General features: G+C 60.0%; 22 protein-coding genes. 13 read left to right on the forward strand and 9 right to left on the reverse strand.

From position 1 onward, the window contains the following. Nucleotides 1–43: 43 nt before the first annotated feature. From VHX65_00755 to VHX65_00770, 4 genes are all read left to right on the forward strand, one after another. A complete protein-coding gene (locus VHX65_00755; GenBank protein ID HEX3997061.1) occupies nt 44–2005 on the forward strand; it encodes a C2 family cysteine protease in 1962 nt (653 codons plus the stop codon). A gap of 16 nt (nt 2006–2021) precedes the next feature. Beyond that, on the forward strand, nt 2022–2897 hold the full coding sequence (locus VHX65_00760) for a hypothetical protein (GenBank protein ID HEX3997062.1): 876 nt from the start codon (nt 2022–2024) through the stop codon (nt 2895–2897). A 74-nt stretch (nt 2898–2971) separates the two neighbouring features. Then, complete coding sequence (locus tag VHX65_00765; protein HEX3997063.1) at nt 2972–3685, forward strand: hypothetical protein; 714 nt, start codon at nt 2972–2974, stop codon at nt 3683–3685. A gap of 97 nt (nt 3686–3782) precedes the next feature. After that, nucleotides 3783–4085, forward strand: coding sequence for a hypothetical protein (locus tag VHX65_00770; protein ID HEX3997064.1), 303 nt, complete (start codon nt 3783–3785; stop codon nt 4083–4085). Nucleotides 4086–4158: 73 nt separating this feature from the next. Here the strand turns inward: VHX65_00770 and VHX65_00775 are convergent, their stop codons facing one another. Next, nucleotides 4159–4542 carry a DUF983 domain-containing protein gene (locus VHX65_00775; GenBank protein HEX3997065.1) on the reverse strand — a complete coding sequence of 128 codons (384 nt, stop codon included), beginning with the start codon at nt 4540–4542 and terminating at the stop codon, nt 4159–4161. A 314-nt stretch (nt 4543–4856) separates the two neighbouring features. Here VHX65_00775 and VHX65_00780 point away from each other — a divergent pair, with 314 nt between their 5' ends. Then, nucleotides 4857–6176, forward strand: a complete 1320-nt coding sequence (locus VHX65_00780; GenBank protein HEX3997066.1) for a PQQ-binding-like beta-propeller repeat protein — start codon at nt 4857–4859, stop codon at nt 6174–6176. A gap of 131 nt (nt 6177–6307) precedes the next feature. On the opposite strand, the gene VHX65_00785 is transcribed toward VHX65_00780, so the two are convergent. After that, nucleotides 6308–7903, reverse strand: coding sequence for a porin (locus tag VHX65_00785; GenBank protein HEX3997067.1), 1596 nt, complete (start codon nt 7901–7903; stop codon nt 6308–6310). 97 nt (nt 7904–8000) lie between these two features. Between VHX65_00785 and VHX65_00790 the strand changes: the two genes are divergently transcribed. From VHX65_00790 to VHX65_00810, 5 genes are all read left to right on the forward strand, one after another. Then, nucleotides 8001–8306: a hypothetical protein gene (locus tag VHX65_00790; GenBank protein HEX3997068.1), complete on the forward strand. Its 306-nt coding sequence runs from the start codon at nt 8001–8003 to the stop codon at nt 8304–8306. Nucleotides 8307–8453: 147 nt separating this feature from the next. Further along, nucleotides 8454–10223, forward strand: a complete 1770-nt coding sequence (locus tag VHX65_00795) for a porin (GenBank protein HEX3997069.1) — start codon at nt 8454–8456, stop codon at nt 10221–10223. A 37-nt stretch (nt 10224–10260) separates the two neighbouring features. Continuing rightward, nucleotides 10261–10923, forward strand: a complete 663-nt coding sequence (locus tag VHX65_00800) for a hypothetical protein (protein ID HEX3997070.1) — start codon at nt 10261–10263, stop codon at nt 10921–10923. Nucleotides 10924–11233: 310 nt separating this feature from the next. After that, nucleotides 11234–12745 (forward strand): ATP-binding protein, encoded by a 1512-nt coding sequence (locus tag VHX65_00805; protein ID HEX3997071.1) that lies wholly within the window; start codon nt 11234–11236, stop codon nt 12743–12745. Then, entirely contained in the window at nt 12723–14138 is a 1416-nt protein-coding gene (locus tag VHX65_00810) for a sigma-54 dependent transcriptional regulator (protein ID HEX3997072.1), read from the forward strand. Before VHX65_00805 ends, VHX65_00810 begins: the two co-directional genes overlap by 23 nt. On the opposite strand, the gene VHX65_00815 is transcribed toward VHX65_00810, so the two are convergent. Next, complete coding sequence (locus VHX65_00815; protein HEX3997073.1) at nt 14135–14260, reverse strand: hypothetical protein; 126 nt, start codon at nt 14258–14260, stop codon at nt 14135–14137. The genes VHX65_00810 and VHX65_00815 overlap by 4 nt on opposite strands. A 349-nt stretch (nt 14261–14609) precedes the next feature. On the opposite strand from VHX65_00815, the gene VHX65_00820 reads away from it, so the two are divergent. Together VHX65_00820 and VHX65_00825 are read left to right on the forward strand one after the other, a co-directional pair. Next, nucleotides 14610–15173, forward strand: a complete 564-nt coding sequence (locus VHX65_00820; protein HEX3997074.1) for a response regulator — start codon at nt 14610–14612, stop codon at nt 15171–15173. 99 nt (nt 15174–15272) lie between these two features. Then, the gene (locus VHX65_00825; GenBank protein ID HEX3997075.1) at nt 15273–18560 is read left to right on the forward strand and encodes an efflux RND transporter permease subunit; all 3288 of its coding nucleotides are present in this window, start codon (nt 15273–15275) and stop codon (nt 18558–18560) included. Nucleotides 18561–18603: 43 nt separating this feature from the next. Here VHX65_00825 and VHX65_00830 read toward each other — a convergent pair whose 3' ends face one another. Continuing rightward, on the reverse strand, nt 18604–19056 hold the full coding sequence (locus tag VHX65_00830; GenBank protein ID HEX3997076.1) for a universal stress protein: 453 nt from the start codon (nt 19054–19056) through the stop codon (nt 18604–18606). A gap of 123 nt (nt 19057–19179) precedes the next feature. On the opposite strand from VHX65_00830, the gene VHX65_00835 reads away from it, so the two are divergent. Beyond that, complete coding sequence (locus VHX65_00835; GenBank protein HEX3997077.1) at nt 19180–20766, forward strand: efflux RND transporter periplasmic adaptor subunit; 1587 nt, start codon at nt 19180–19182, stop codon at nt 20764–20766. Between the two features lie 71 nt (nt 20767–20837). On the opposite strand, the gene VHX65_00840 is transcribed toward VHX65_00835, so the two are convergent. From VHX65_00840 to VHX65_00860, 5 genes are all read right to left on the reverse strand, one after another. After that, the gene (locus VHX65_00840) at nt 20838–20996 is read right to left on the reverse strand and encodes a hypothetical protein (protein HEX3997078.1); all 159 of its coding nucleotides are present in this window, start codon (nt 20994–20996) and stop codon (nt 20838–20840) included. 78 nt (nt 20997–21074) lie between these two features. Continuing rightward, nucleotides 21075–21776: a PEP-CTERM sorting domain-containing protein gene (locus VHX65_00845; protein ID HEX3997079.1), complete on the reverse strand. Its 702-nt coding sequence runs from the start codon at nt 21774–21776 to the stop codon at nt 21075–21077. A gap of 252 nt (nt 21777–22028) precedes the next feature. Continuing rightward, complete coding sequence (locus VHX65_00850) at nt 22029–23672, reverse strand: diguanylate cyclase (protein HEX3997080.1); 1644 nt, start codon at nt 23670–23672, stop codon at nt 22029–22031. A 302-nt stretch (nt 23673–23974) separates the two neighbouring features. Continuing rightward, entirely contained in the window at nt 23975–24175 is a 201-nt protein-coding gene (locus VHX65_00855; protein HEX3997081.1) for a hypothetical protein, read from the reverse strand. A 242-nt stretch (nt 24176–24417) separates the two neighbouring features. Then, nucleotides 24418–25026 (reverse strand): methylated-DNA--[protein]-cysteine S-methyltransferase, encoded by a 609-nt coding sequence (locus VHX65_00860; protein ID HEX3997082.1) that lies wholly within the window; start codon nt 25024–25026, stop codon nt 24418–24420. Between the last annotated feature and the right edge of the window lie 74 nt (nt 25027–25100).

The raw sequence follows: 25100 nt of genomic DNA on the forward strand, positions 1-25100 counted from the left end.
CCAACCTGAGCCGAAAGGCTCTTGAGTACAGAAGCAGCCACTTGTGCCGCGCCCCGCAAGGGGCGTCGACGCCAACGAAGGTGGCACCCCGGGCGACATCCGCCTGCTGCGCACCGGCGACCAGACCGGTGCGCTCATGCTGCAGTTCCAGATCGATGAAACGGTGAGCAACGCCGCCCAATACGGCAGCGGCCTGGAATACATCGGCCCCGATATTAACGCGAGTGTCGATGGCATCTTGTATGGCGAAGCGACGTTCGTCGCGGGCGACAACACGATCGACGCCAGCGCCGGCACCGACAATGCCCAAAATCCGACGGTGAATTTCGAGCTTCTGCCCGAAAGCTTTGCGATCCCCGGCGCCGCCCTCCCCGACGTTGGCATCATCAGCACCACCTACAACGTCGGCACCCCCTCGACCGCAACCCCGGTAATCCGCGACTCGCTCGCGCTCAAGAACGCAAGTGCAACCATAGGCAACGAGGAGCTTGCGGCCGATCACAACACGATCATCCCAGCGGAGGCTATCCTGGCGAAGGCGCCGCCGGGCGTTACGATTGCATACACGATCACCGGCGGCAACAGCGCGGGCATGTTCGTGCTCACATCGAACGGTACCTTGGAGCTTACCAAGGATGCCTCGCAGGCAACTTCGCCCACCGTGTACGCCATCCAAATCCAGGCCATCGGTACCTTCGCCGATGGCACTCATACGAACACCAGTACGTGTGAGGAGGACGTCACGATCGGCCCGGAAATCGGCGTCTACGGCAGCACGATCGCGGTTCGGGGAACGAGCGACGCGATCGATCTCACGTTCGACCGGTTCACGACGAACGACGACTTGCCACTCACTGTGAACTTTACAATTAATTGGGGTAATCTGAGCGCGAGCGATCTGTACGGCGACGAGGTCAGCTACAACGCCCTAACGTCGGGCCAAATCGTGATCCCCGCGAACCAAGCGACTGTGTCGATGGTGCTCTACGCGCCGGCCTTCGTGACCGGCGACCCGCCCATCGGCAAATTTTACATCGCTCTGCAGCCCTCGAGCGACGCAAACGCGACGTATGCGACGGAGTACGACCCAGACCTGGAAACGGAAGCGAACACGCACCTTCTCGACGCAAATGCCGACAGCGTGCTACCACGCGAGACCTTGTATGTCCTTGACGGCTTGACCGCGTTCGCGGCCTACAATCCGAGTTCGGCCCTGTTGGATAAGGTGTCATCGCCGAATCCGGGCATAAGTCCAAACGATGTCCTCCAGCAAGGCCTTGGCGATTGTTATTTCATGACGGCCGAGGCGGCACTCGCTCAATCCAGCCCCATGGCGATCGTCAGCCTCATCACTTCGAACGCGGATGGCACGTTCACCGTCAAGCTCTACAACGATCGGTCGAAGAACTGGCCGGGCGGCAAGGATGCGGATGGCAATGAAATCGCGGGCTGGGTGACGTTCACCACCTCGGGCGGCGACTTTCTCTCGAACGGCTATAGCATGGCCGGCCTGAGCGGCGACTACGTGGATAGCCGCACCGCGCCAAACTATGGCGCGGTCGAAGTCTGGCCCCAATTGCTGAAATGGGCCTGGGTTCAGTTGGCGGGGTGTGGCAGTTACCAGGCCGTCTGGAGCGGCTCTCCCTCCGACGCGCTCACGGCGCTGACCGGGCTCAAATTCGGTTACACCGGCCTGGCCCGGATGTCGAACCAGGAGATCGGAGCGCTGCTGCAGCAGGCGATCAACACGGGCGAGCCGGTTTCGCTTGGGACGTACGGCGACGCGCAAGGCAAAAACGGGGCGTTTTCGCTTGGTCCGGAGAACGGCAACGTCCACTACAACCACGCCTACTATGTCAACAGCATCAATACCGACGAATTCGACAATGTGCTGTCGGTCGTGCTGATCAACCCGTGGGGCGTGTCGAGCGATGACTACCGCGTCACCGTCCCGATCGACGAATTCAGCGCGCTATTTGCGGACATTTTCTATTACTTGCCTTAACGGATCGGAGTCACTCATGCGCGGCATCGTCAGGCGCACCTTCGCATTGGTTGCAATCGCGATCGGAATCGCGCTGCCCGACTCGCGCCTTATCGGCGACGAGCCGCCAACGCGCATTCTACCGCCCGACACAGTGCAGTGGTCCGCCCCCATGAACCATGGTGGCGTTCGGGGTTCGTCGCCGCATGTGGACACAGGGCGGTTTCAATTGGCCGGTGCTGATTCATCCATGGAAGGGACCACTGTACTCCTTCCGGTCGAAACGCTGCGCACGTACTATGGCCGCTATTTGGCGGCGACCGATTGTAGTGTAACCTACGCGAATTTATGGTTTTCATACAAATTCCACATTGGCCAAGCAGCGCCGATGTTGGACGCGATGTATCGCTCCAGCGGAAATCCCGGAAACGGGATTCACTTCAAACGCCTGACCGACGATGTCTCCGTGAAGAACCTCCCGGACGATAGGAATCTCGTCATCGTGCCGGTGGGAACATCACTGCGGTTCGTGTTCTTCGGCCGCGGCGGGCAGCTGGACGAGAGGAGTAGCATTGAGGTTGTCCAACTCACCGGCGACGACACCGCGGGCAGCCCGCGCCGCGCGCGCATCACCGTTAGGACCGCGACTACGCCCCGTGAATTCGCTACGGGCGGCAAACCGGCGAAGCCTGAAGTTGCGGTCGGCGACACCATCCCGCTCGCCATGAGTTGCCAGCTCGCGGTGAAAAAAATCGTTCCGCCGGATGAGAAACGCGCGATCCTGGGCTGGGTCGAATTCGATCCGACCCCGCGCGGCCAAGAATCCGCTATCTGCAAGCATTTTGCTTCACCCAATTCTCTTGAACGACGACGTGGGGACCGATCCGGCCTTCGAGAAGCTGATGGCCGATAACCGCGTCCGCAGGGGCCTGCTTGCCCCGCGGCGAATGCGGGAGTTCCTCACTTCTCGCAAGGACCTTTACCGCGTTGCCGGGGTCCGTTGTGGAGGCGTGTATCGACGGCTACAACTCACTGCTGGTCTGGACCTTCGATGCCGACTTCCGCGGGGACGGCGACGACGGCATGCCAAAAGCCCGCGAGCAGCTTGCCGGCTACCGGGAGACCGATCGGTACTTCTCAAATCGCTTCGTGGATCTTCAGGCGATACGGTCGCACACCATTCCCGGCACATCGACGGTATTTGGCGGCGTTTCTGATTTAGTGTCTGTGACGTCGCCCGAGCAACTCTCCGGTGGAAACGTTCGCGTGTACCGGCAAAATGTCATCTGGGCCGCCATAGGCGACTGGAGCGTCGAACCGCCGACGTTGCGGCAGTTGCTCGATGCCTGCCCGATGCTCAAGCCGCCCGGCTCGCAAAAATCGCTCGAAGCGTTCATGGATGACAAGCCCGCGTGGAGCTATTCAACATTGTTTTCCGACGATCCGGCAGTGGCAGGCTGGCGGATCGAGACGCCCGCCAAAGTACGGCCGGATCTCGAGGCGCTGCTCCTCAAACTGGGTTTCAGGGAGTCGGACCGAACCACGCACGTCTGGCTGCCGCATGAGGAAAACGGCGCGGAGCGACACACATGGCCGCGCAGCTCAGACGCCGCCTCCGTAAGCATCACGCGAATCAGCGACAAAATCGAGATCGGCTACCACGGCCCGCAGCATCGCAATGGAGTGCCCGAATCGCCGTGATTGGTCCGATTTGGGCGGTTGAAAAGTCGGCTAAGGCGACAGCTAGCATATCTGGGTAAGCTGTTGAATTTCGTCGGCATGATGAGAGAACTAATCAATGAAACCACATAATGTCTTCGGGACGGTTTCGGTCGATCAAACCGCGGCTCCCGCGAGCGAAACGGTCGGCGGAATCAGTTGGTCGAGCCTCGGCAATTTCACGACCATGAGCGGCGCGACGGAAATCGATTTGTCGGACAATGCGAACGGCACGGTCGTGGCGGGCGGCATCCGCATCGTCGCGGTGCATGTCACCGAGCCGCCGGTGTTCGAGCCGGTGACCGACCAGACCACGACAGCGGAGGACGACGCGAGCATTCGACTCGGCGCGACCGATCCCGACGCCCCAGCGGCGATCTGAGCTACAGCCTGTTGAGCGGCACGCCGCCGGAACCGTAACGCGCAGGGGCCTGCGAAGGCGGAGCCGTGCTGGTTCAGAGCCTTCGGCCGCCCTGCGGCGGTTCGCGGCGGGCGGCTTTTGGGTCGAAATAGTAGTCGAGGCCGAGCCATAGGCTGCGCGCATAGCGAAAAAAACAAAGCGGAAACACGAGGCAAAAGGCGAGGCAGATCCACAACGCCTCGTCGGGCGACACCGCTTCGGTGAAATAAAGCGAGAAATAGCCGATCGTCACGAGGATTGCCGTCAGGCCGTAGTTGACATAGATCGAGCCGAGGTAGAATCCCGGCTCGCGGTCGAATGACAATCCGCATTGCTCGCAAGCGGGCCGAAGGCGGAGCCAATCGCGAAACAGCTTCTCCTCGCCGCACGCCGGGCAACGCAACCGCCAGCTCCGCCACAGAATCGTTCGTAGCTTCATGGGCAACTCGACGATACTCAGGACCACGACGACGGACGAAGACGGACGAAGACAGGAAACCACCGATCACACGGATAACGTGGATGACGAAGAAAGAATGGGCAATCGCGAAATCTGGCATATTGAGACCACATACCTTCGCCAACGGCAACCACTTATTCTTACTCGTGTCATTCGCGTGATTCCTGGTTTTCCAATCGCGGCCGCCGAGGCTTGCCCTTGATTTCACATCGGTCGTGGGGAATACTGCGGTAGCTTTGCATGTTCGATTTCCCGGCCGGCTTGTGCGGCAAACGCCTATTGGGAGGATTGCTTTGCGATATCGCGTCACTTCGTTTCGCGCTGCGGTCGGAATCGTTCTGTTGGCCTGTTTGGGATCGGTGGCAAGCGGCAAGACAGCCGCCCTGCCAAAGGCCGACGGCGGCGACTGGCCGCAATTCCGCGGTCCGACGGGCCAGGGCATTTCCAACGCCAAGGATTTGCCCTTGGAATGGAGCGAATCCCAAAATATCGTTTGGAAAACACCGCTGGCCGGCAAGGGCTGGTCGTCGCCCGCGGTGCTCGGCGGGCAAATTTGGCTCACCGCGGCGCGCGACGACGGGCATTCGCTGCGGGCGATTTGCGTCGATCGCGAATCGGGCAAGGTCGAGCACGATGTCGAAGTGTTCCATATCGAAAGGCCCGTTCACGTCAATGCGAAAAACAGCCACGCATCGCCGTCGCCGGTCGTCGAGCCGGGCAGGGTTTACGTTCATTTCGGCACGATGGGGACGGCCTGCCTGGCGACCGACAGTGCCAAAATCTTGTGGACGAATCAGAATCTCAAGCTCAATCACATGGAAGGCCCCGGCAGCTCGCCGATCTTGTATGGCAGTCTATTGATCGTGCATTGCGATGGGGCCGACGTGCAATACATCGTGGCCCTCGATAAGCTGACCGGCAAGATCGTCTGGAAAACCGATCGCACCGGCAAGCCAGACGTTCGGCCCGATCGGCGAAAGTCGTTTTGCACGCCGATCTTGATTCATTTTCAAGGCCGCGACCAGCTCATCAGCCCCGCGGCGGGCCAGATTCTTGCCTACGCCCCCACGACGGGCGAAGAACTGTGGAAGGTGCGATTCGACGGCTATTCGGTCGTGCCGCGGCCCGTTTTCGGCCACGGGCTGATCTTCTTCAGCACCGGCTTCGACGTTCCGCAATTCTGGGCGATTCGGCCGGGCGATCGCGGCGATCTTACGTCGACCAACGTCGTCTGGAAGCTTACCGCGCAGGCGCCGCTGAATCCAAGCCCCGTGTTGGTGGGCGACGCGGTGTATATCGTCAGCGATCGCGGAGTGGCGACCTGCCTGGATGCTGAAAGTGGCCATCAGCGGTGGCGGCATCGGCTTGGCGGCGATTATTGGGCTTCGCCAATCGTGGCCGACGGCCGAATCTATTTCTTCAGCGAATCCGGAGCGACGACCGTAATCGCGCCGGCCAAGGAATACAAAGAGCTGGCGGTCAATCATCTCGACGACGCGATCATGTCGACCCCCGCCGTGGCCGGCCGCGCCCTCTTCATCCGCACCACCACCAGCCTGTACCGAATCGAAAAGCTTCCGGCAGCAGGCTTGAAGACGGCCAAGGGGGAATAATGAAATGACGAATGCCGAGTGACGAAGGAAAGACGAAGCATGAATGACGAAGGTGCGTCGGCTGCGTTCCTCGCCTCGGCTCGCTCGCCGACGCTTCGGGCTGGTGTTTGCGATTGCTGTTCGCACAGCCCTTAGAAGTGCATTTCGAAGCGGGTGCCGAAGATGTCGGCGACGCTCTTGCCTTTGTTGGCGCCGGTCGCCAGCGCCAGATCGCTGTGGATGTAGTTGAACTTGAAACTGCAATTCGACGTTAGATACCACGTGCCACCGACCGTGTAATCCAGCAGCCGGCCGCCGGTGTCGCTCGTATTGCCCGGCGTGCCCATCAGGTCGTTGTTGAGATCGATGTACGAGACACGGGCGGCGAGTTCCCAGGCGCCCCAGCCTTGGCAAATCTTGCCGTCTTGTGCCCGCACGCGGAAGAACGGTTCGTAGGGCGTGACGCCGGCCACGAATTTGCCGCCGCGATCGTAGTTGTGGTTTTCGCCGGTGAGTATATACGTGGTTTCGAGATATGCGCTGGGCATATAGATTTCCTTGCCCACGAGCGGGCTAAGCAGCGTGCTGACATATTCCGACTGCACGAGCCAGGGCCCGTCGATCATCGCGGCTTCGAGTCCAAAGAGTTGAAAATCGTTGCACGGGATGACCGCGGTGGCGAACGGCGTTTCGACGTTCGCTTCCGGAACGGCTTTGAAGGTTTTGCTGTCGGCGCTGGAGACGATCGAACTGGTGTTCGCGCCGGTGTATTCATAGGCGGCGCCGAGGTGCAGCAGATAGCGGCCGTTCGTCGATTCATCGTAATAGGGTAGCTCGGCAAGACGGCAAGTGATGCCATAGTCGCCCTCGTTGCTGTATTCCACCGTCGATAGGTTCGTGAAGCCTTCGCGGAAGGTGCCGACAAACCATGTCGCATTCTTGTCGTCGGCGACGTCGTTGTACGCCATGACGCCGATGCGCCGGGCCGGCACGAATGTGTTCACGAGGGAACGCTCCATGAAAAGCAAATACTCTTCGCCTGGCTGCTCTTCCAGACTGAACGGCTCCTTGAAATAGCCAAGCCGAATGTTGCCCGCCACCGGAAGTTGGTGAAACGCCGTCCAAACGTCTTGAAACGCCGTGTGCGGCTCGGTGGAACTCAAGACCGTCAAATTTTGGGCCAAGTCGATTTCCACGCGATAGTCGATGTTCTCGTATAGATCGCCGTAAAACTGCAATCGCATGTAACGGAAGCCGGTGTAGTCGTCTTCCGTGCCAAGTTGTTTGTGGTTCTGCGGGCTTTGACTGATCATCACGTTGTCCAATAGCGCCTTGCCGCCGACGTGGAGCGTCGGGCCAGTGATGATGGGTACCGTGCCGGCAAGACGTTCGCCGTCTTCCGGCGGCAGTTGCGCGTAGCCGCCGAAATTCGCCGGTCCGGCGGCGGGCAGATAACCTGCGACCGCCTCCGGCGCTCCGGCCGGGGAATTCGCGGGTGGCTGAATCATTCCGCCGGCTTGCAACTGCGCTTCACAGCGTTCCAATCGCTCGCGGAGCTCTTCGATTTCCCTGCGCGGATCCTCCTGGGTTTGATCCACTTGGGCAGGCGGCGGGGCGAGTGCGATTGCGGCGACAGGCGGCGGCCCTGGCGGCGTGCCGACGTCCTGCTGGGCTGACGCGGTTGCCGCAAACCCCACGAGCGCCATGCTCAACACCACGGTCCAACGCTTCGATTGAGTCGCCGACATATTCATTCCCTTCCTGGAAGAGCGCCTTAAATTAGGCTCGACCGTTGAGAGCCGGATAAATGATACAGTTCCCGAATCGCGACAATCATTATCAACATTGATCGGCCATATTCACCGGAAAATTCGGAAAAACCAGCGGCGGCGAGCGGTTGATTTTCATTTTGGGCATCGGCCCCGTTATTTTTTTTCGGCGGTAGAAAAATACCAGTTGCCGTTCGCCAGCTGCTCGACCTGGCAAAGCGTAGCGGTCGGACAAACTTTCCGTGCCCGCCTACCATCCGAATGTCATGCGCGCCGTTCGACTTTATCGATCAGCGAAGGGCTGCCGAAGCCAATCGCCGTTCCTGCCAGCGGTGACGCAAGAATCGCGGGGCTCACGGCGATCCACTGCGACGAATCCTAATAAAATCCTCGGCGCAAACGGTCCGATGAACGTGCTATCCCGCACTATTGTTCCATTCGCTCAATTGGAGACCCAGACCGGAAAGACAGGCCGAGACGGAACGCCGCGGTTGGCTTTTGCCATTCTTGATTCACGGAGGATCTTTCGATGCGATTCCGATTTTTCCGACGGTGTTGCGCGGCATGGCGCAATGCTGCCATTGGGACGATGAGCTTGCTCGGCGTCGCCGGCCTCGGCCTGGCCTCGAGCGCCCAGGGTCAACAAGTTGATTATCCGCCGGTTCAGCCGGTGGCCGCGGCAACCGCTCCGCAACAGACCGGTCCGTCGCCGATCGAGGATCTCGAGCGCCGGCTCGACGAGCAGTCGCGCCAAATTCAGCAGTTGCAGACGCAACTGAACGGCGGCACTCCGAGCGGCACCCCGGCAACCGCGGCCGGTTTCGCGAGCGGCCCCTCCGGCAACACAGCCTGCCCGTGCGGCCCGGATGGCATTCCGATGTGCAAGCCGGACCCGGCCGGCCCTCCTTGCTGCGTCGAAGTGAACAATGACAAGACGCCGATGAAGGCCTATTGGTCGAGCGGCGTGTGGCTTGCGAGCACCGACGATGATTTCAAGGTGCACTTCGGCGGACGTATTCAGTTCGATGCGTTCGACGCTTTCGACGTCAGCGCGCGGGTCCGGGCCGGCATCAGCGGCGGCAGCGCCGGTTTCGGCATCCCGTATTTTGACGAATCGCAAGGCTTCCGCCGAGATCGCGTGCGTATGGAAGGCACGATCTACGACAGTGTCGACTTCGTGTGGGAATACGATTTCGCCACGGCCATGAATCCGAAGAACTTCCAGGCTGTGCAAGGAACGACGTTGGTTGCCGCTCAAGGCAGCAGCGTGTTCACCGGCACGGGCATCACCGACATGAACGTCACGCTGAAGTACATCCCGTACATTCAGAACGTCAGCGTCGGTAGCTTCCTGGTGCCGTTCAGCTTCGAATTGGCCACAAGCGATCGATGGATGGACTTCATCGAGCGATCGGCGGCATTCGATTCCTTCGTGCCCGCCACCAATTTCGCGAACTATACCCTCGGTGCGCGGACCTTCGGTTGGAACGAAGCCGAGACGTTCACGTATGCGGCGTCGGCATCCATGAACAACTTTTGGGACGGCGCGTCAGGCTTCGACTACGGCAATGATCCGATGTTCACCGGTCGCGTAACGGCCCTGCCGTATTACGATGCCTCGACCGCGGGTCGCTACATGCTCGAAGTCGGTTTGAGCGGCAACGCCTTTCATTGCCAAGCGGATCCGCTCGCCGCGGGCGCTCCGGATGCCACTCAGTTGCGGTCTCGCCTGGCGACGCGTGAATACCTCAGCCCGTTGACTCCGTCGATCACCAACACCGGTACGATCGACGGCAAAGAGCAATATACGGAAGGCGCGGAAGTGGTCGGGCAGTATGGTCCGGTCTCATTCCAATCCGAGTTCTATGCCTCGCAGGTCACCGACGACAACGGCGCCGGCGGCGTCGGCACCGAAGCGTTGGGTTTCAAGGGCTGCTACGCGGAAGTCATGTACTTCCTCACCGGCGAAAACCGCAATTACAACCGCCAGCGAGCCAACTGGGAACGCGTCGTGCCGTATGAAGACTGGGTCCGCGTGCCGGGCGAATATGGCCGCGCTTGCGGTCATGGTGCCTGGCAAATCGGTGCCCGCTATTCGTATGTCGATTTGAACGACAAAGCGGTGCACGGTGGCCAGGAAAGTGAATTCACGTTGGGTCTGAACTGGTTCTTGAACCCGAACCTGAAGTTCCAGTTTAACTACGACGCCACCTACCGCGATGAGGAAACTGTGGCAGCCGGCTCGGCGTCGAACGGCTGGATCAACGGCTTCGGCACCCGCATGTGCCTCGACTTCTAATAACATCAACCGAACTTTTTGCTTGGAGGATATTGCGATGTTGAAGATGACAACTCTTACGATCGCCCTGGCGCTGGCAGCTGCATTCAGCATGCCATCGTCGCAAGGCGGAGAGCCCTCGTGCGGCGGCGAGGCGCAGTGCGGCGCCTGCCCGAACTGCAATGCCTGCGGCAACGTTTGCTGCCCGCAATGCGGCTGCCACGAAGGCCTGGTTCCGGTCTGCCATCAATACTGGACGACCAAGAAAGTCGTGAAGTATTGCTACAAGTGCACCTGCGAAGAAATCTGCCTGCCGGGCCCCTGCGGCGCGGTGAACGACGGATTTCTCGGCCACCTCGGCTGCAAAGAGGGTTGCGGTTGCCAAGAAGGCTGCGGCTCGAAAGAGTCTTGCGGCTCGGGCACCGGTTGCGGTGATTGCTGCCACTGCCGATATCGCGAAGTGCACCACCTCGTGAAGTGCCCGTACACCGTCGAAGTATGCGTTCGCAAGTGCAAGATCGAATGGGTTTGCCCGCACTGTCATTGTGATTGCGGCTGCACGGAAACGGAAATGCCGTCGTTGGGTGCGCCGACCAGCGGCCCGTCGCCTCCGTCGCCTCCGTCTCCGCCGGCTGCCGGCAAGACGACCGCCACCGACCTCGGCGTTCCGCAAACCTCGGCCGCTCATCTGCCCGTCGGCGACACCGCTTACTCGTACTAACCAAGAAGGGATCGTTTCCATCCTCCATGGATCGCGGTTTGGCCGCAAAACTGCGATCGGCAATCTCTGGCCGGTCCGCAGGTCGCACGGAAACGTGTGGCTTGCGGACCGGCTTTTTTTATTCGGCCACAAACTGACTTGGATTGGGTCGGCGATCTGCCGGCCGGTGGTGGCATGGTTTGCCGTCGGTCCGCCTTTCTGGGCTGACGCGGCCCCATGAATGTCAGGCTGGAAAGCCTGACCTACCAGAAAACGGCCTTGAATGCCTCAAGCCGGTCTACTACGTATGATGGAGAAAGGGAGAAACCGGATGCGTTTACGATTGGCAACCAAGTTATCCTGGGCGATCTTGGGAATCGTTGCGCTCTCGATCATCAGCAGCGGTGTCGCCTGGTATGCGGCCTGGCGGGTCAACCGGCGGCTGGACCTGAATTCCAAGCAGGCACTTCCGGACGCTCGCGTTGAAGAATTGGCGATGCTGGTTCACGAGCGAAACAACTTGATCGCCGCGTATCTTCTAGATTCGGACAGTCCGAAGTGGGAAACAAGGCTCCACGAGTTGCAGTCGCGTTTCGACCGTTGGCTCACAGCCGTCCACGCCGGGGCCAACGCACCGGAACAAAAGACGTTGATTGCTCAGCTTCAACGCGCCTGGGAGGATCTCGACGCACGGCAGAATGATGTCATTGCGCTCTCCAAGCAAGGAAAACCGGCGGCGGCCAAGACGCTCTTGCTGACCGAGATCAATGGCCGGCTGACACGAGAAATCGACTCCCTCGGCGACCAACTGATTGCCGCCAACGACGCCAATCTTCGCGGCGCGATCGCACGAGCCGATTGGCGGATTCGACTGGCGACCTGGGTTGTGGTTGTCTCGGCAGTGCTGTCGCTCGTGCTGGGTGGGCTGCTGCTGTGGTTGCTCTTCTACCGAATCTTGTACCCGCTGCGCGGCTTTGTCGCCGACGCGCAGCTCTTTCGCGGCGAGCGCGAGGAGCAGGGCAAACTTTCCGACGACGATGAATTGCATCGGATGGCCAACTATCTTCGAAATCTGATGTCGGACGTAAACGACACGCGGTCGCGGCTTGAACGGAGTCGGGATCGGTTGTTGGCGGCCGAAAAATTGGCGTCCGTCGGAAGGCTCGCCGCCAGCGTTGCCCATGAAATCCGCAATCCGCTGACGGCGATCAAGATGTGGCTGTTTTCCATCCGCGAATCGGCCGAGGGCAACGGCGAGTTGAATCGGAAGCTCGGCATCGTTTCCGAAGAGATCGAGCGGCTGGAAAGCATCGTCCGCCATTTTCTCGAATTTTCACGTCCGCCAGCGGTCCAACCGCGGCCGCAAGACACCACGGTGCTCGTCGGCCAGACGTTGGAGTTTCTCGCTCCGCGGCTCGCGGAAGCGCGGGTGAGGCTCGAGCGGGCGCCCGACGGCAATCTGCCGCCGGTCTTGGCCGACGCCGCTCAATTCCGCCAGGTGCTGATCAATCTGATTGGCAATGCTATCGACGCCATGCCCGACGGCGGCGTGCTTCGCATCCAATCGGCGTCCGAAAAAGATCCCGAAGGCCTTCCGATGGTGGTGATGCGAATTGCCGACACGGGATGCGGCATGCCACCGGAGATTCAACGCCGCGTGTTCGAGCCGTTCTTTACGACCAAGGAAACCGGCACCGGCCTTGGCCTATGCATCGCCGCGCAGGTGATGGCTCGGCACGGCGGCGCCCTCGCGCTAGAATCATCGACCGATCGCGGCACCACCTTCGCCATCTGGATCCCGATCGTACTGGAGAATGACCATGGCAAAAATACTCGTCGTTGACGATGAGCGCACCGTGCTTCGCGCTTTCGAAGAAATTCTACCCACTCGCGGACACGAGGTCGTCGCCGTGCGCGGGGCCGAAGAAGCGATGCGAAGTTTGAAAGATGCCGCTTGCGACCTCGTGCTCATGGACATCCGCCTGCCCGGAATGAATGGGCTCGACGCGCTTGCCCGCATCAAAGAAATGCATCCGGCGCTTCCCGTGATCGTCATGACCGGCCGAAGCACGACCCACACCGCGATCGAAGCAACGAAGCGCGGCGCCTTCGATTACCAATTGAAGCCATTCGAGCCGAGCGAAATGCTCAAGACAATTTCCGCTGCCCTCGAGGCCTCCCGGCTGATGAAGGGCCACGTCGCGCTGGGGCCGCAGCCGGCGGAGGCATCGACCGACGCAATCGTCGGCCAAAGCCCGGCCATGCGGCAACTCTACAAGGCGATCGGCCATGTCGCTCCCACCGATGTGACCGTGCTCATCCGCGGCGAATCGGGGACGGGAAAGGAACTGGTCGCGCGGGCCATCTACGAACACAGCCGGCGCAGCCAGCAGCCGCTGATTGTGATCAATTGTGCCGCTATTCCCGAAACACTCTTGGAGAGCGAGCTATTCGGCTATGAGCAGGGGGCTTTTACCGGAGCCACTTCGCGGCGGATCGGAAAATTCGAGCAAGCCCACCGTGGGACGATCTTTCTCGATGAGATCGGCGATATTCCGCTCATGGTGCAGGCGAAGATCTTGCGGGTGTTGCAAGAGCAAACGTTTCAACCGCTCGGCGGCAACGAAACGATTCGCGCCGATGTGCGCGTGCTTTGCGCCACCAATCGCGATTTGGAAAAAGCGATCTCTGAAGGACAATTCCGCGAGGACCTGTACCATCGCTTGAACGTGGTGACCGTGCAACTGCCACCGCTGCGTGATCGCCGCGAAGACATTCCGCTGCTGGTCGACTATTTTCTGAACCGATGTGCGCGAGCGGCCGGGGGCGAGAAGCCGCCGCTCGCCGCCGATGCGCTCGAATCGCTCGTGAACTATGCGTGGCCCGGCAATGTTCGTGAGTTGGAGCACTTGGTCCAACGATTGATCATCTTTAGCGGCGGCTACACGATTCAGCGGCTCGACCTGCCGTGGGCGCAGACCACTCGCTCGACTGCGGCAGGAGATGAGAAGCCGTATCGACAACTCGTCCGGGCCTATCTCGATTCTTACAGCGGCGAACGGGCTCACGCCGATTTAATGGAAACAATCGAGCGGTTGTTGATCGTCGAGGCATTGCGACGTAGCGAGGGAAATCAGACGCATGCCGCACAACGATTGCACCTTCCCCGCCCCACGCTACACGCCAAAATGCAGAAACTCGGCATCCTCGGGCGCGGCGAAAACGAGTTCCTTTAAGGCGTGCTGCCAGCAGAACCAAGCTCCTCCACCGTCGGCGCCGTTGCCATGCCGCAAGCGCTCGAGCTTGTGGCGAACATGAGTCCGACGGCCAATAGCGCGCCCAAGAGAATGCGTCTCATAGAAATTCCCCCTTCAGAAAAGACGCTGCTAAAGCACGGCGCGACGGCTGCGCTTGATAGGCAAACTTGAGACGAGAAGAGATGCACTGTTCGTCCCAGATGCAATGCTTGTTCGTTTTCATTGTGGTCGAATGCAACCGCGGAATTTGCAGCGAAGACCGGCCATCCACGTTCAACGTCAACGACCAAATGTTGAGCCGCTCCGGCCCGTTACTCTGTCAGGTTTCCGACGGTTCGTGTCAGCTTCCTGACGGCGACGGGCATTTGGCCCGGCATTGCCAAAGCAGTTTAGTGACGATTCCCAGCACCAAAACGCCTCCGGGCCCGTCGCTTGGGGGGCTTAGCCGTTTTGGGCATCGCGATTGCTATAGAATCGACGCTCATGAGTAGCGTAGGCTCGGCCGAAAAACAATTTCTCCGCAGCCCCCTGTTCCCTTGCGCGGAGAGGGGCAGAGGTGACGGGTTCAATCAACGGAAGTTATTTTTCGGCCGAGCCTTATTCGCGAGGAGTGCAGCGGCGATGAAAGCGATGAAACAGATTCTTGTCGCCGATGACAACAAGCACATCCGTGAGTTTTGCAAGTGCGAGCTTGAGGAGGCGGGATACCGTGTCGTGCTGGCGCGCGACGGCAAGGAGGCCACTCGCCTTGCCGAAACGGGACGCCTTGACCTCGCAATCTTGGATATCAACATGCCCGTCATGGATGGCCTGGAAGCCGCCGCGCGAATCAAGGCCATCGCCCCTTCGACGCCCATCATGTTCTTCACGGCTCAACATGACAGTTCAACGAAAGACGGCCGGAGTGGCTTGGCGATGGCTCGAGTGATAAAGAGCGACGATCTCACCGAATTAAAGCGGGAAATCACGCGTCTGCTTTCGATCCCGCAAGCCGAACAAGAGTCCGATGGCTGAACAATTCAAGAGACAGTCCATGCGATCGAGTGACACGGCAGGCTCCCGACGGCGAATTCCTACGTTACCTTCTGCCCGTAACACTCGAAGGCCTCCGACATGTGGTTGATCAAAGCATCCGTCCGTAATCCGTATATGGTTGCGGCGCTTGTTTTCATGATCCTGGTGTTGGGGCTCGTCGTGCTCCAGCGCGTGCCGGTGGATATTTTGCCGGTTTTCAAAGCGCCCGCCGTGCAGGTGCTAACTTACTACTCCGGGATGCCCGCCACTTCGATTGAAAAGACGATTACGACGCGCATCGAGCGCTGGGTGGTGCAAGCGCCGGGGGCCGAACGGCTCGAATCGAAATCGGTGCCGGGCGTGAGCATCATCAAGGCCTATTTTCGCGACGACGTCGATCCGAATGGCGCCCTGACGCTCTCCAATTCGCTTGCATTGGGCACCTTGCCCACGCTTCCGCCCAACACGCTCCCGCCGGTCGTTCTGCCCTTCGATCCGACCGGCACTCTTCCGCTCGGCCTGCTTACGGTGAAGAACGACTATCTCAATGAAGCACATGTGAAGGATATCGCTCGCGTCGATGTGCGCAATATGTTGGGGGCGGTGAAAGGTGCCGTGGCCCCGGTCGTGGTCGGCGGCAAGGACCGGACGATCATGGTCTATCTGAAGCCGAAGGAGATGGAAGCTCGCGGCTTGGAGGCCCTCGACGTGATCGAGGCCCTAAGACGCGGCAATCTGATGACCACTCCCGGCACACTCTACCTGGGCGACGAGCAAATCCTGCTCGACTCGAATTCGATGGCGCCGGATGTGGAAGCGTTCAAACGGTTCCCGATTGTTACCAAGCAGGGGCAGGTTTATCTCGAAGATATCGCCAACGTCGAAGACGGTGCGTCGATCCAGACTTCGCGAGTGCGCATCAACGGCAAGGCACAGGTCTATGTGCCGATCTATCGCCAGGGCGGCGCGAGCAGCCTGGCGGTGAGCAACGATGTGCAAAAGCAGATCCCCGTCATGGAAGAAAAGCTCGCCCGAATCGCCAAGGCCACGGGTCTTGCCGGCAAAACCACGCTCAAATTCGTAATGGATCAGGCCGTTTATGTCCGCGAAGCGATCGAGAGCCTGATTCATGAGGGCGTGATCGGGGCGATCCTTGTCGCAATTATGATCCTGATTTTCTTGGGCAATTGGCGAATGACGGTGATCGCCACGATTTCGATCCCCGTCTCGATTCTCGGGGCCATTATCGGAATTTACGTCACCGGCAACACAATCAACGTGATGACGCTTGGCGGGCTTGCATTGGCAATCGGCCCCCTGGTGGACGATGCCATCGTCGCGCTGGAGAACACGCACCGCAACTATAGCCTCGGCAAATCGCGCGTCCGCGCCGCGCTCGACGGGGCCATCGAAGTCATGGTGCCGGTGATGGTGGCGACTTGCACGACCTGCATCGTGCTCGCTCCGCTCGCGCTGATGCCGGGCATGGGCGGATTCTTGTTCCGTCCGCTGGCCATCGCCGTGGCCTTTGCCATGTGGACTTCGTTTCTCCTTTCACGCAGCTTCGTGCCGATGATGTGCGCCAAGTTCTTGCCGGAGGAGCACGGTCGGGGCAACGATCCTCATTCGGGGCATGAGCATCCCGATCGTGGCGTCTTCAGCCGGGTTCACCACCGCATCGAAGCGTTCTTGGAGCGGCTGACGCACGGTTATTCGCGATTGCTGAATTGGTCTCTCGCGCATCGGCCGCTCGTGCTGACCGTGGTCGGGGTGTTGTTCATCGGCTCGCTGGGGCTTGGATTGCTGATCGGCCGCGAGTTTTTCCCCGAGGTCGATGCCGGGCAGATCACCATGTACGTCCGCTGTCCGTCGTACTACCGGCTGAGCGCGACAGAGCAGCGGATTGCCGAGGTGGAAGAATTCATCAAGGCCAACATTCCTGCCGATGAGCGCGAGATGATCGTCTCGGAAATGGGGCTCGATCCCGATTGGTCGGCGGCCTATAGCGCCAACTCGGGCCAGGAAGACACGGTCATCCGCGTGCAGTTGAATGAAAACCGCTCGCACAGCGCGCAGGAATATGCGATCAAGCTGCGCCATAATTGGGCCGCTGATCCGCGCTGCCAATACAAGAATCGGCGCGGCGCGGAAGAGCCCTTGGAAGTCAGCTTCGACACCGGCGGCATGATTTCCACGGCCTTGAACTACGGCGCCAATGCCCCGATGGAAATCCAGATCGAAGGGGGAAGCCGGACCGATGCTTACGCACTGGCCGGGCAAATCCGCGACCGGGTGAAAAAGGTCCGCGGCGCGGTGGATGCCCACGTCGTCCAGCGCGTCGACGCCCCGTACATCGTAATCGAAGTGGACCGGGCAGCCGCCGATCTGGTCGGCTTGACCACCTACGACGTGATGACGCAGGTCGTCGCCGCGATCAATTCGAGCATCTCCATCGACCGCAATTTCTGGATCGACAACAAATCCGGCAATCAGTATTTCGTCGCCGTGCAATATCCCGAGGACCCGCACCGCAACATCGACGATCTGCTGAACATTCCGGCCCGCACCGCCAACCACAGCGAGGTCCGGCTCAGCAGCCTCGTGCATTTGCATCCCACGACCGGGGCCGTGGAAGTGAATCACGTCGCCCTCTATCGGATTTTCAGTGTGCAAGTGAACACGGAGAATCGCGATCTGGCGGGAGTCGCAGGAGATGTCGACAAGTCGATCGCCGACCTGCGTCCGGCCGCGGCGAGCCATGGCATGCACATCGATTTCAAGGGCCAATATCAGCAGATGAACGATTCGTTTCAAAAGCTCTTGGGCGGATTGGCGGGAGCGGCGCTGCTGGTGTATTTGCTGCAAGTCGCGCTTTTCCGCTCATTCGCCGGGCCATTCGTCATCATGTTCACGGTGCCGCTCGGGCTGATCGGCGTGCTTATGCTGCTGTTTTTGACGCACACGACCTTGAATGTGCAATCCGAAATGGGCGTGATCTTTCTGGTCGGGATCGCCGTGAACAACGGCGTGCTGATGGTCGATTTCGCCAACCAGCAGCGCAAACTCGGCGCTTCGGTTCCCAACGCAATCCGCACGGCCGCCGCGATCCGCTTTCGCCCGATCATCATGACCTTTCTGGCAACATTTCTCGACCTACTGCCAATGGCCATCGGCTTCGGCCGCGGGAGCGAGGCGAATATCCCCTTGGCGCGGGCCGTCGTCGGCGGAATGTTTACTTCGACCAGCCTGACGCTTTTCGTGCTGCCAATCATGTACACGATTTTTATTAGCGAAAAATCGTATCAAGAGCCCGACCTGGACAAGATATTGGAGGATGATAGTTGGCGCAGTCATCCGCAGCCAGAAAGGGGGCACTCCCATGCATGACGACTCCGCCGATTTCGCCGGCGTCGGCAACGGCTGCGCGCGATTATCGCGCGCCGGCGTGAGGCAGCCGCACGATCAGCATCGGACAAGGCGACCGCCGCAGGGCTTCCTCGGTCACGCTTCCCGTCAGAAGCCGCGCCAAGCCGGTGCGGCCATGCGTGCCCATCACGATCAAATCGATCTTGTTTTCCGAGGCATATCGGTCGATTTGCTCCGCCGTGTCGCCTTCAACCAGAATATGCTCGGTCATGATCTTCGAATCCTCGGGCGGCACGACTTGCTTGAGTTCGTCCATCAGCCGCTGGCGATAGGAATCGGGTTCGAGTTCTGTCCGGACTTCGCCAAAGGAAACGTTTTCCGGTCCGAGCGTCTCGACCGCGTGCAGTACAATGAGTGTGGCGGAATTCTGCTTCGCCAAATCGATGGCCACTGCAAAAGCTAATGCCGAGCATTCGGAAAAGTCGGTCGGATGCAAGATTCGCCGCGGGGCAAACATGGTGCAGCTCCCATCAGTACACAAAACCGATCGCCCAGAAACCAGCCCTGCAGATCGGCCTGAAAAATTGCCGCTAACGCTATTATACCTGCGCGACTGCCGATGAAAGGAAATCGACTCCAAATGGCTAGAGCAATTCTCGGGAAGAGAATGATCTATGGCGGTGCGGCCGGATCCGTCGTCGTGATCGGCCTGATCTTCGCCGCGATCTTGCTATCCGGCGAGAAGGCCGTTCCGCCTGCCCAAAGAAGCGCCGCAAGCGATGCCTCGCCGGCCGACGCCAAGAACGAAATCGCTGAATCACAGGCGCGTCCTGCCGCACAAGAAGCACGAGAACTGCGAGCGGTCGAGGTCGTGCAGCCTCGAAAAAATGACCATTTCGTGATCTCAGTCGAGGAAATCGCCACAGTCCGGCCGTATTACCGGGCCGATCTTCGTGCCCGCGTCGCCGGCGACGTCGGCTATATCCAAAAGAACATCAACGATCAAGTGAAGAAAGACGAACGCCTTGTCGAGATCGAGGTCCCGGATCTGGTCGCTGAAGTCAAAGCCAAACAAGCGGTGATCCAGCAGCGGAGCCGCGAGATCGAGTTGGCCCAAAAACAATGGCAAATCGCCGTCGCCGCCGAAAAAGTCGCCCAGGCCACTGTCGGCCAACGCCAGGCCGACCAGCGATCGGCAGAAGCCACGGCCTCGTATCGCAAGCTCCGCCTCGATCGGTTCACGCAGTTGGCCAAGAGCGGCGGGGTGGTCGAATCGGTGGTCGAGGAAGAGGAACGGGATTACCTCGCAGCTCAGGCCGCCGCCGACGGCGCTGCCGAAGCGGTCAACAAGGCCGAGGCCGACTACGCTCAGTCCAAGGTCAACTCCGACGCTGCCAAATCCGAGATCGATCTGCAAAAGGCGATGTACGACGTCGCCGACCGCGACAAGAAAATGGCGGAAGCCATGCTCGGCTATGCGACCATCGACGCGCCGTTCGATGGCGTGATCGTCGAACGAAACACCAATCCCGGCGATTTTATTCAGAACGCCACGACGGCCCAAACGCCGCCGTTGATTTCCGTCGCCCGGGTCGATCTGGTGACGATTTCGATGGAGGTGCCCGACGGCTTTGCCCCCTATGTCAGCCGCGGCGCGGAGGCGGAATTTCGTGTGGGAGATTTGTTTGCCCGCGGGAAAGTGACGCGCTATTCGCCGTCGATCGAAAGCAAAGACCGCACGATGCACGTCGAAGTCGATCTGTTCAACGGCACCACGCAAGCCGAATACGACCGATTCGTGCAAGAACACAAGGCGACTTGGCCACAGGAGCGAAAGGGGGCCGACGATCCCTTTCCCATCCGGCCGGAATTCACCGGCAAATTGGTCGGCGGCGGACATTATCCTTTGCTGCCCGGAATGGTCGGCACGATGCGATTGTTTCTGCAAAAATTCGACAACGTATTCCTGGTCCCCAGCCAGTCGGTGTTTATTCGCGCCGGCCGCACATTCATCGCCCAAGTGGTGGATGGCAAGGTGAAGATCACCGAGGTGCAAGTTCAAGCCGACGACACGATGCTTTCCAAAGTGCTGCTGGTGAACTACAAATCCACCCCCAACGGCGACGAACCGATCTTCACCGATCTCACCGGCAACGAACAAATCGCGCTCGACGGCAGGGAGCTTAAGGAAGGCGAGACCGTCACCCCCACGCTCAAGGGCTGGTGAGCGAGAATTGTAAACCGCCCGCTTCCCGCAGCGCCGGCCCCCGCAGCCCTAGCGCGGCAATGGATTGACCATCACCAAGCCGTCGTTCCGGCGAAGCCAAAGGCGAGTTCAGCAATCGCATCAAGACCGGAAGACTTCGGGTCGGCATCGTCGAGTTGGAAACGGCCGAAACAATGACCGATCGCCAGATCGCGGCGAAAGTGGCGCATTTCGCCTCGATCAACTGTCATCGGACGGTTAAAGCCCGTCTACGTTCCGACCCGTTTTCTCGCACGACGAAAAGACCATCAAGAAGTTGCGATTTCGGCTCAGCGGCCGCGGCGGGGTCGGGCAAAATAGAACATGCCCAGCACGCTCATGCCGAAAAGAGCCAGCGTAGACGGTTCTGGGACGGCCGCCGCCACGGTGCCTTCGAGCAAGCTGATATTCACGGCGGTCGGGTTCGCCGCAGTTCCGGCGTTATAGACTTCGAAGGTCAATGTGTTGGTTCCAGTGACAAAGTTCGAGCCGGCCGGAATCGTGAAGGTGGTGAAGCTTGAGAACCCCCCGGGGCCCGTGCCGATTGCATACGGATATCCGTCGCCGATGGAAGCGCCGTTCAGCAAGATGTTGTCCATCTCATTGTCGACCGAGAACTCGCCCGAAATGGTGGCGGTGGCCGGATTGAGATTCGCCGGGATATTGAAGGTCGTGCTGTAAAGATAATCGCCGACTGGCTCGCCGTTCTGTCCCGACCCAGTGTCGTTGACGAACGACGAACTGTCGCTGTTGGCGCTGTAAGCCGGTTGGTCGGTCACGACATAGACGGTGGAACCGGCATTGGGGCCCGCCACCGTGTAGTGCGAATCGACGGTGTCGTTCGACGTGATCTGAGTGCCGTTCGTGCCGTCCGGGTTGTTGGGCCCCGTGACGCCCGTGTTGTAGAGCGTAAGTGCCGTGGCCTGAGCTTGGCCGGCGCCGCTTGCCGCGAAACACCCAAACACCAAAGCCGCTACGATGCGCCAGTTCACAATGGGCTGCATAATCAGCTTTCACATCACGATTGCGAAAATGCCCGCGCAACGGTCGGACCGAGAAATTCCCCGTGACCTGAGTTTAGCAGCGTGCTCGGGCGAATTCAAGGATTTGCGAGCGTCCCCCGCCTTCGTGCTTGGCCGGGCAACGGTACTTGAGCGTCTCGCGAGTGTCCCCGACTCCTGGGAGTCCCGCCGCGTATCGGGGCCGCCGATGAGACGGTGGGCCCCTTTGATGCGACTGTCGGCCTATCGCGTCGGAGCGCCAGCGAGCAGTTCATCGAGCAACGCTTGCATTCGCGATGCGCTTCCGGCGATTGGCTGCATGTCGGGCGTCGTCGAATTGCTCGACAACTGGCTCTGAAGGTCGCTGGCCATTTGTGCCAGTTCGCGGGCCAACGATTCCAAAGAGGGATCTTGGCCGTTTGGTCGAGCCAGGGCTTCGGCGGCAATCCAGTTTTTGTCGGGCAGGTTCGTGGGAGAGTTTGCTTCGGCGTGGGCCGTTTCTGTTGCAGTCGCAGTTTTTTGCAAGCCGCGCTGGATTAGTCGCACCGCCCAGCGGTTGTCCAGAAACCAGCGGACGATCGAGGCCCGGCTGATCATGCCGCATGGCTTGCCTTGCGATGTAACGACGACGCTACGGATCGGCGAGCGAATGAAACAACTGAGAACACGGGCCAACGGGACATCGAGATCGAACGTGATCACATTTGCCCGCATGATTTCGTCGACGCGGCGGTTCGGCGCCTCGGGAGTGTGGGCGACGACGAGGATGTCCTTCTCCGAGATGATACCGAGGAGATTGCCTTTCGGGTCGGTGACGGGCACCGATGAAACCTGATATTGCAATAGGTGGGCCGTTACGCGCTGGATTGTCCAATCGGCAGCGGCGCAGCAAACCATCGGAATCATGGCTTCGCGCGCGGCGACGCCATCGAGCACCGAACCACCGAAAGAGCCGCCTGTCGGCGAAAGGCTTCCGCCGGCGGTGAGCGACTTTGCCGATTCGACGCGGTTGCGGCCCCGCTGTTTGGCGGCCAGAAGGCACTGATCGGCGAGGCTCAGCAATTCGGATTTTTCCTCCATGTCGGCAAGCATCTGGGCCACGCCGAGACTGACGGTCGCGCGAATCTCGGCATTGCCTACGACCGTAACCATTTCAGCGACGTGGCGGCGGAATCGCTCGGCCCAAATCATCGCCGAAGCCTCGTCGGTTTCGGGCAACAGGGCGACGAACTCTTCGCCGCCGTAGCGGCAGATCAAATCGCTACGACGGCAATTTCGCCGCAGCAAACGCACCACGCCGCGAATCACTTCATCGCCGGCCGGATGACCATGGGTGTCATTGATCGGCTTGAAAAAGTCGATGTCGATCATCACCGCCGAGAGCGCGAGTTGATATCGGTGCGATCGTTGCCATTCTTTCGCGAGCAACTCGTGAAACGTGCGGCGAGTTGGGAGCTCGGTGAGCGCGTCGAGGGCCGCGAGTTGCGAAAGCCGCGATTCGAGCCGCAAGATCCGCGCTCCAGCCCCCAGCCGAGCCATCAGCTCGTCCCGACGCAACGGCTTGATCAGAAAATCGTCGGCGCCGGCATCCATGGCGGCCGTCAGATCATCTTCGGCGCTGCGAACGGTCAAGAACACGATGTAGATATAGCTTGGCAGGTCCAAATGCCGAACTCGGCAGCAGAGTTCGATGCCGTTCATCTCCGGCATGTTCCAGTCGGTGATCAAATACGACGGCTGATGCCGTTCGATCATTTCCAGCGCTTGCCGTCCGTCGGAAGCTGAGAATACCTCGTAACCACTCGCCTGGAGCAACGATTCGAGCAGCCGCAGGATCGCAGGATCGTCGTCGGCGACCAGCACTCGATTGAGAAGATTGATGTGCACCATCCTTTGCCCCGATGATAGGCGACCGCGATCGAACCATTCTCGAGTCGATTGTCGAACCGGTTGTCGAAACGATGAAACGATTCGCAGCCCAGTCCCGAAGCCGCGCGAAATGCGTTGTCAAGTCTCCGCGTTCGATAGCCAGACTGGAAAATATAGCTCCCGGCTGGGGAGTGGAAGCCGGAATCGGGTAAGGGTGGGATTCGGGGATCCAGGGAAGGCCAGGGGGACTGAGTCAGATGGAAGGCGGGGGAGCTTCCCTGGGCTTTACACGCGCGATGGGAGGGGAACAGTGCGCGCGATCAGCGTTGCGATAGACGCCTTTCCCAGCGGCCATATTGGGGGTCGCCGGGACGGAACGTGAACACAGCGTCGGGCAACCGTTCCGGGCCGGGCCGCGACGGAATGCGAACCAGAATTACACCGTTGTCGCGGCCTTCCAAAATCCATTGATCGACTTCATCGACATCGTTGCCAGCCGCATCGGATCCGCGATTATTCATCTTATTGTGCCGCGAAGTTCGAGCGGCGCTCCCACCGATCCACCAATTTAAATGGGCCCAGCCGGGCTGCCAACCGCGCGCGATTTTCGTCGAATCGCCGAATTAATTCTAGGTCGATTTCCGCGGGAAAAAAGAGAACGCCGATGCGAAAGACCGCAAAACAGCATTATTTCCTGGCCGCTATTCGGCGCCGCCGGAAGAGCAGCTTGGATTTTTCGCGAGCGAACGACTGCGGCAGGCGTCTACCGAAGCGCAGGCGCGCTCTCGCCACGCTCAAGCGCAAGCAAGCGGCGTTTTGCATCCAGGCCGCCGATTGCCGAAAAGCCCCGCAATTCACCGGCACTCCCGACGACCCGGTGGCAGGGAATCACGAGCGGAATCGGATTAGTCGCCATCGCTCGGCCGACGGCACGCGCCGCCCCAGGACGGCCGGCCGCGGCAGCCAATTCGGCATAGGTCCGAGTCTCGCCATAAGAAATTTGGCGGCAGCGGTTCAACACCTGCCGTTGAAAGGACGTCCAACCGCTGCTCCAAACCTGCAGGTCGGCGAAATCATCGGCCTCACCATCTGCGAAGCGAACCAAGCGTTTCTGCACGGATTCGACACAACTAATGAAGTTCGCTGCTTTTGCGTCGCACAATTCGCTCGAATAGCCGGGACCAAATCCGCTCGACTTTGCCAGACCGTTGCTCGCAGTCTCGGCGTCGGAATAGCCAAATACGAGCCGAACGAGCGACTGCTGGCGCATCGCAAACGCGATCCACCCAAGTTGCGTGGGGAAAACAGCAATTTCGAGTGACCGAGCGGCCGAATCGGAATTTTGCGGATCGACAGACAGCAAAGCGGACATGGATTCACCTAAGTCGTTCGACGGCTGTGTTCCTCACGGATGCGAGGACATTGGCCGGCTGGCTTTGACACTTC

It is taken from the genome of Pirellulales bacterium (genome assembly GCA_036267355.1).
In the GTDB taxonomy this organism is placed as follows: domain Bacteria; phylum Planctomycetota; class Planctomycetia; order Pirellulales; family DATAWG01; genus DATAWG01.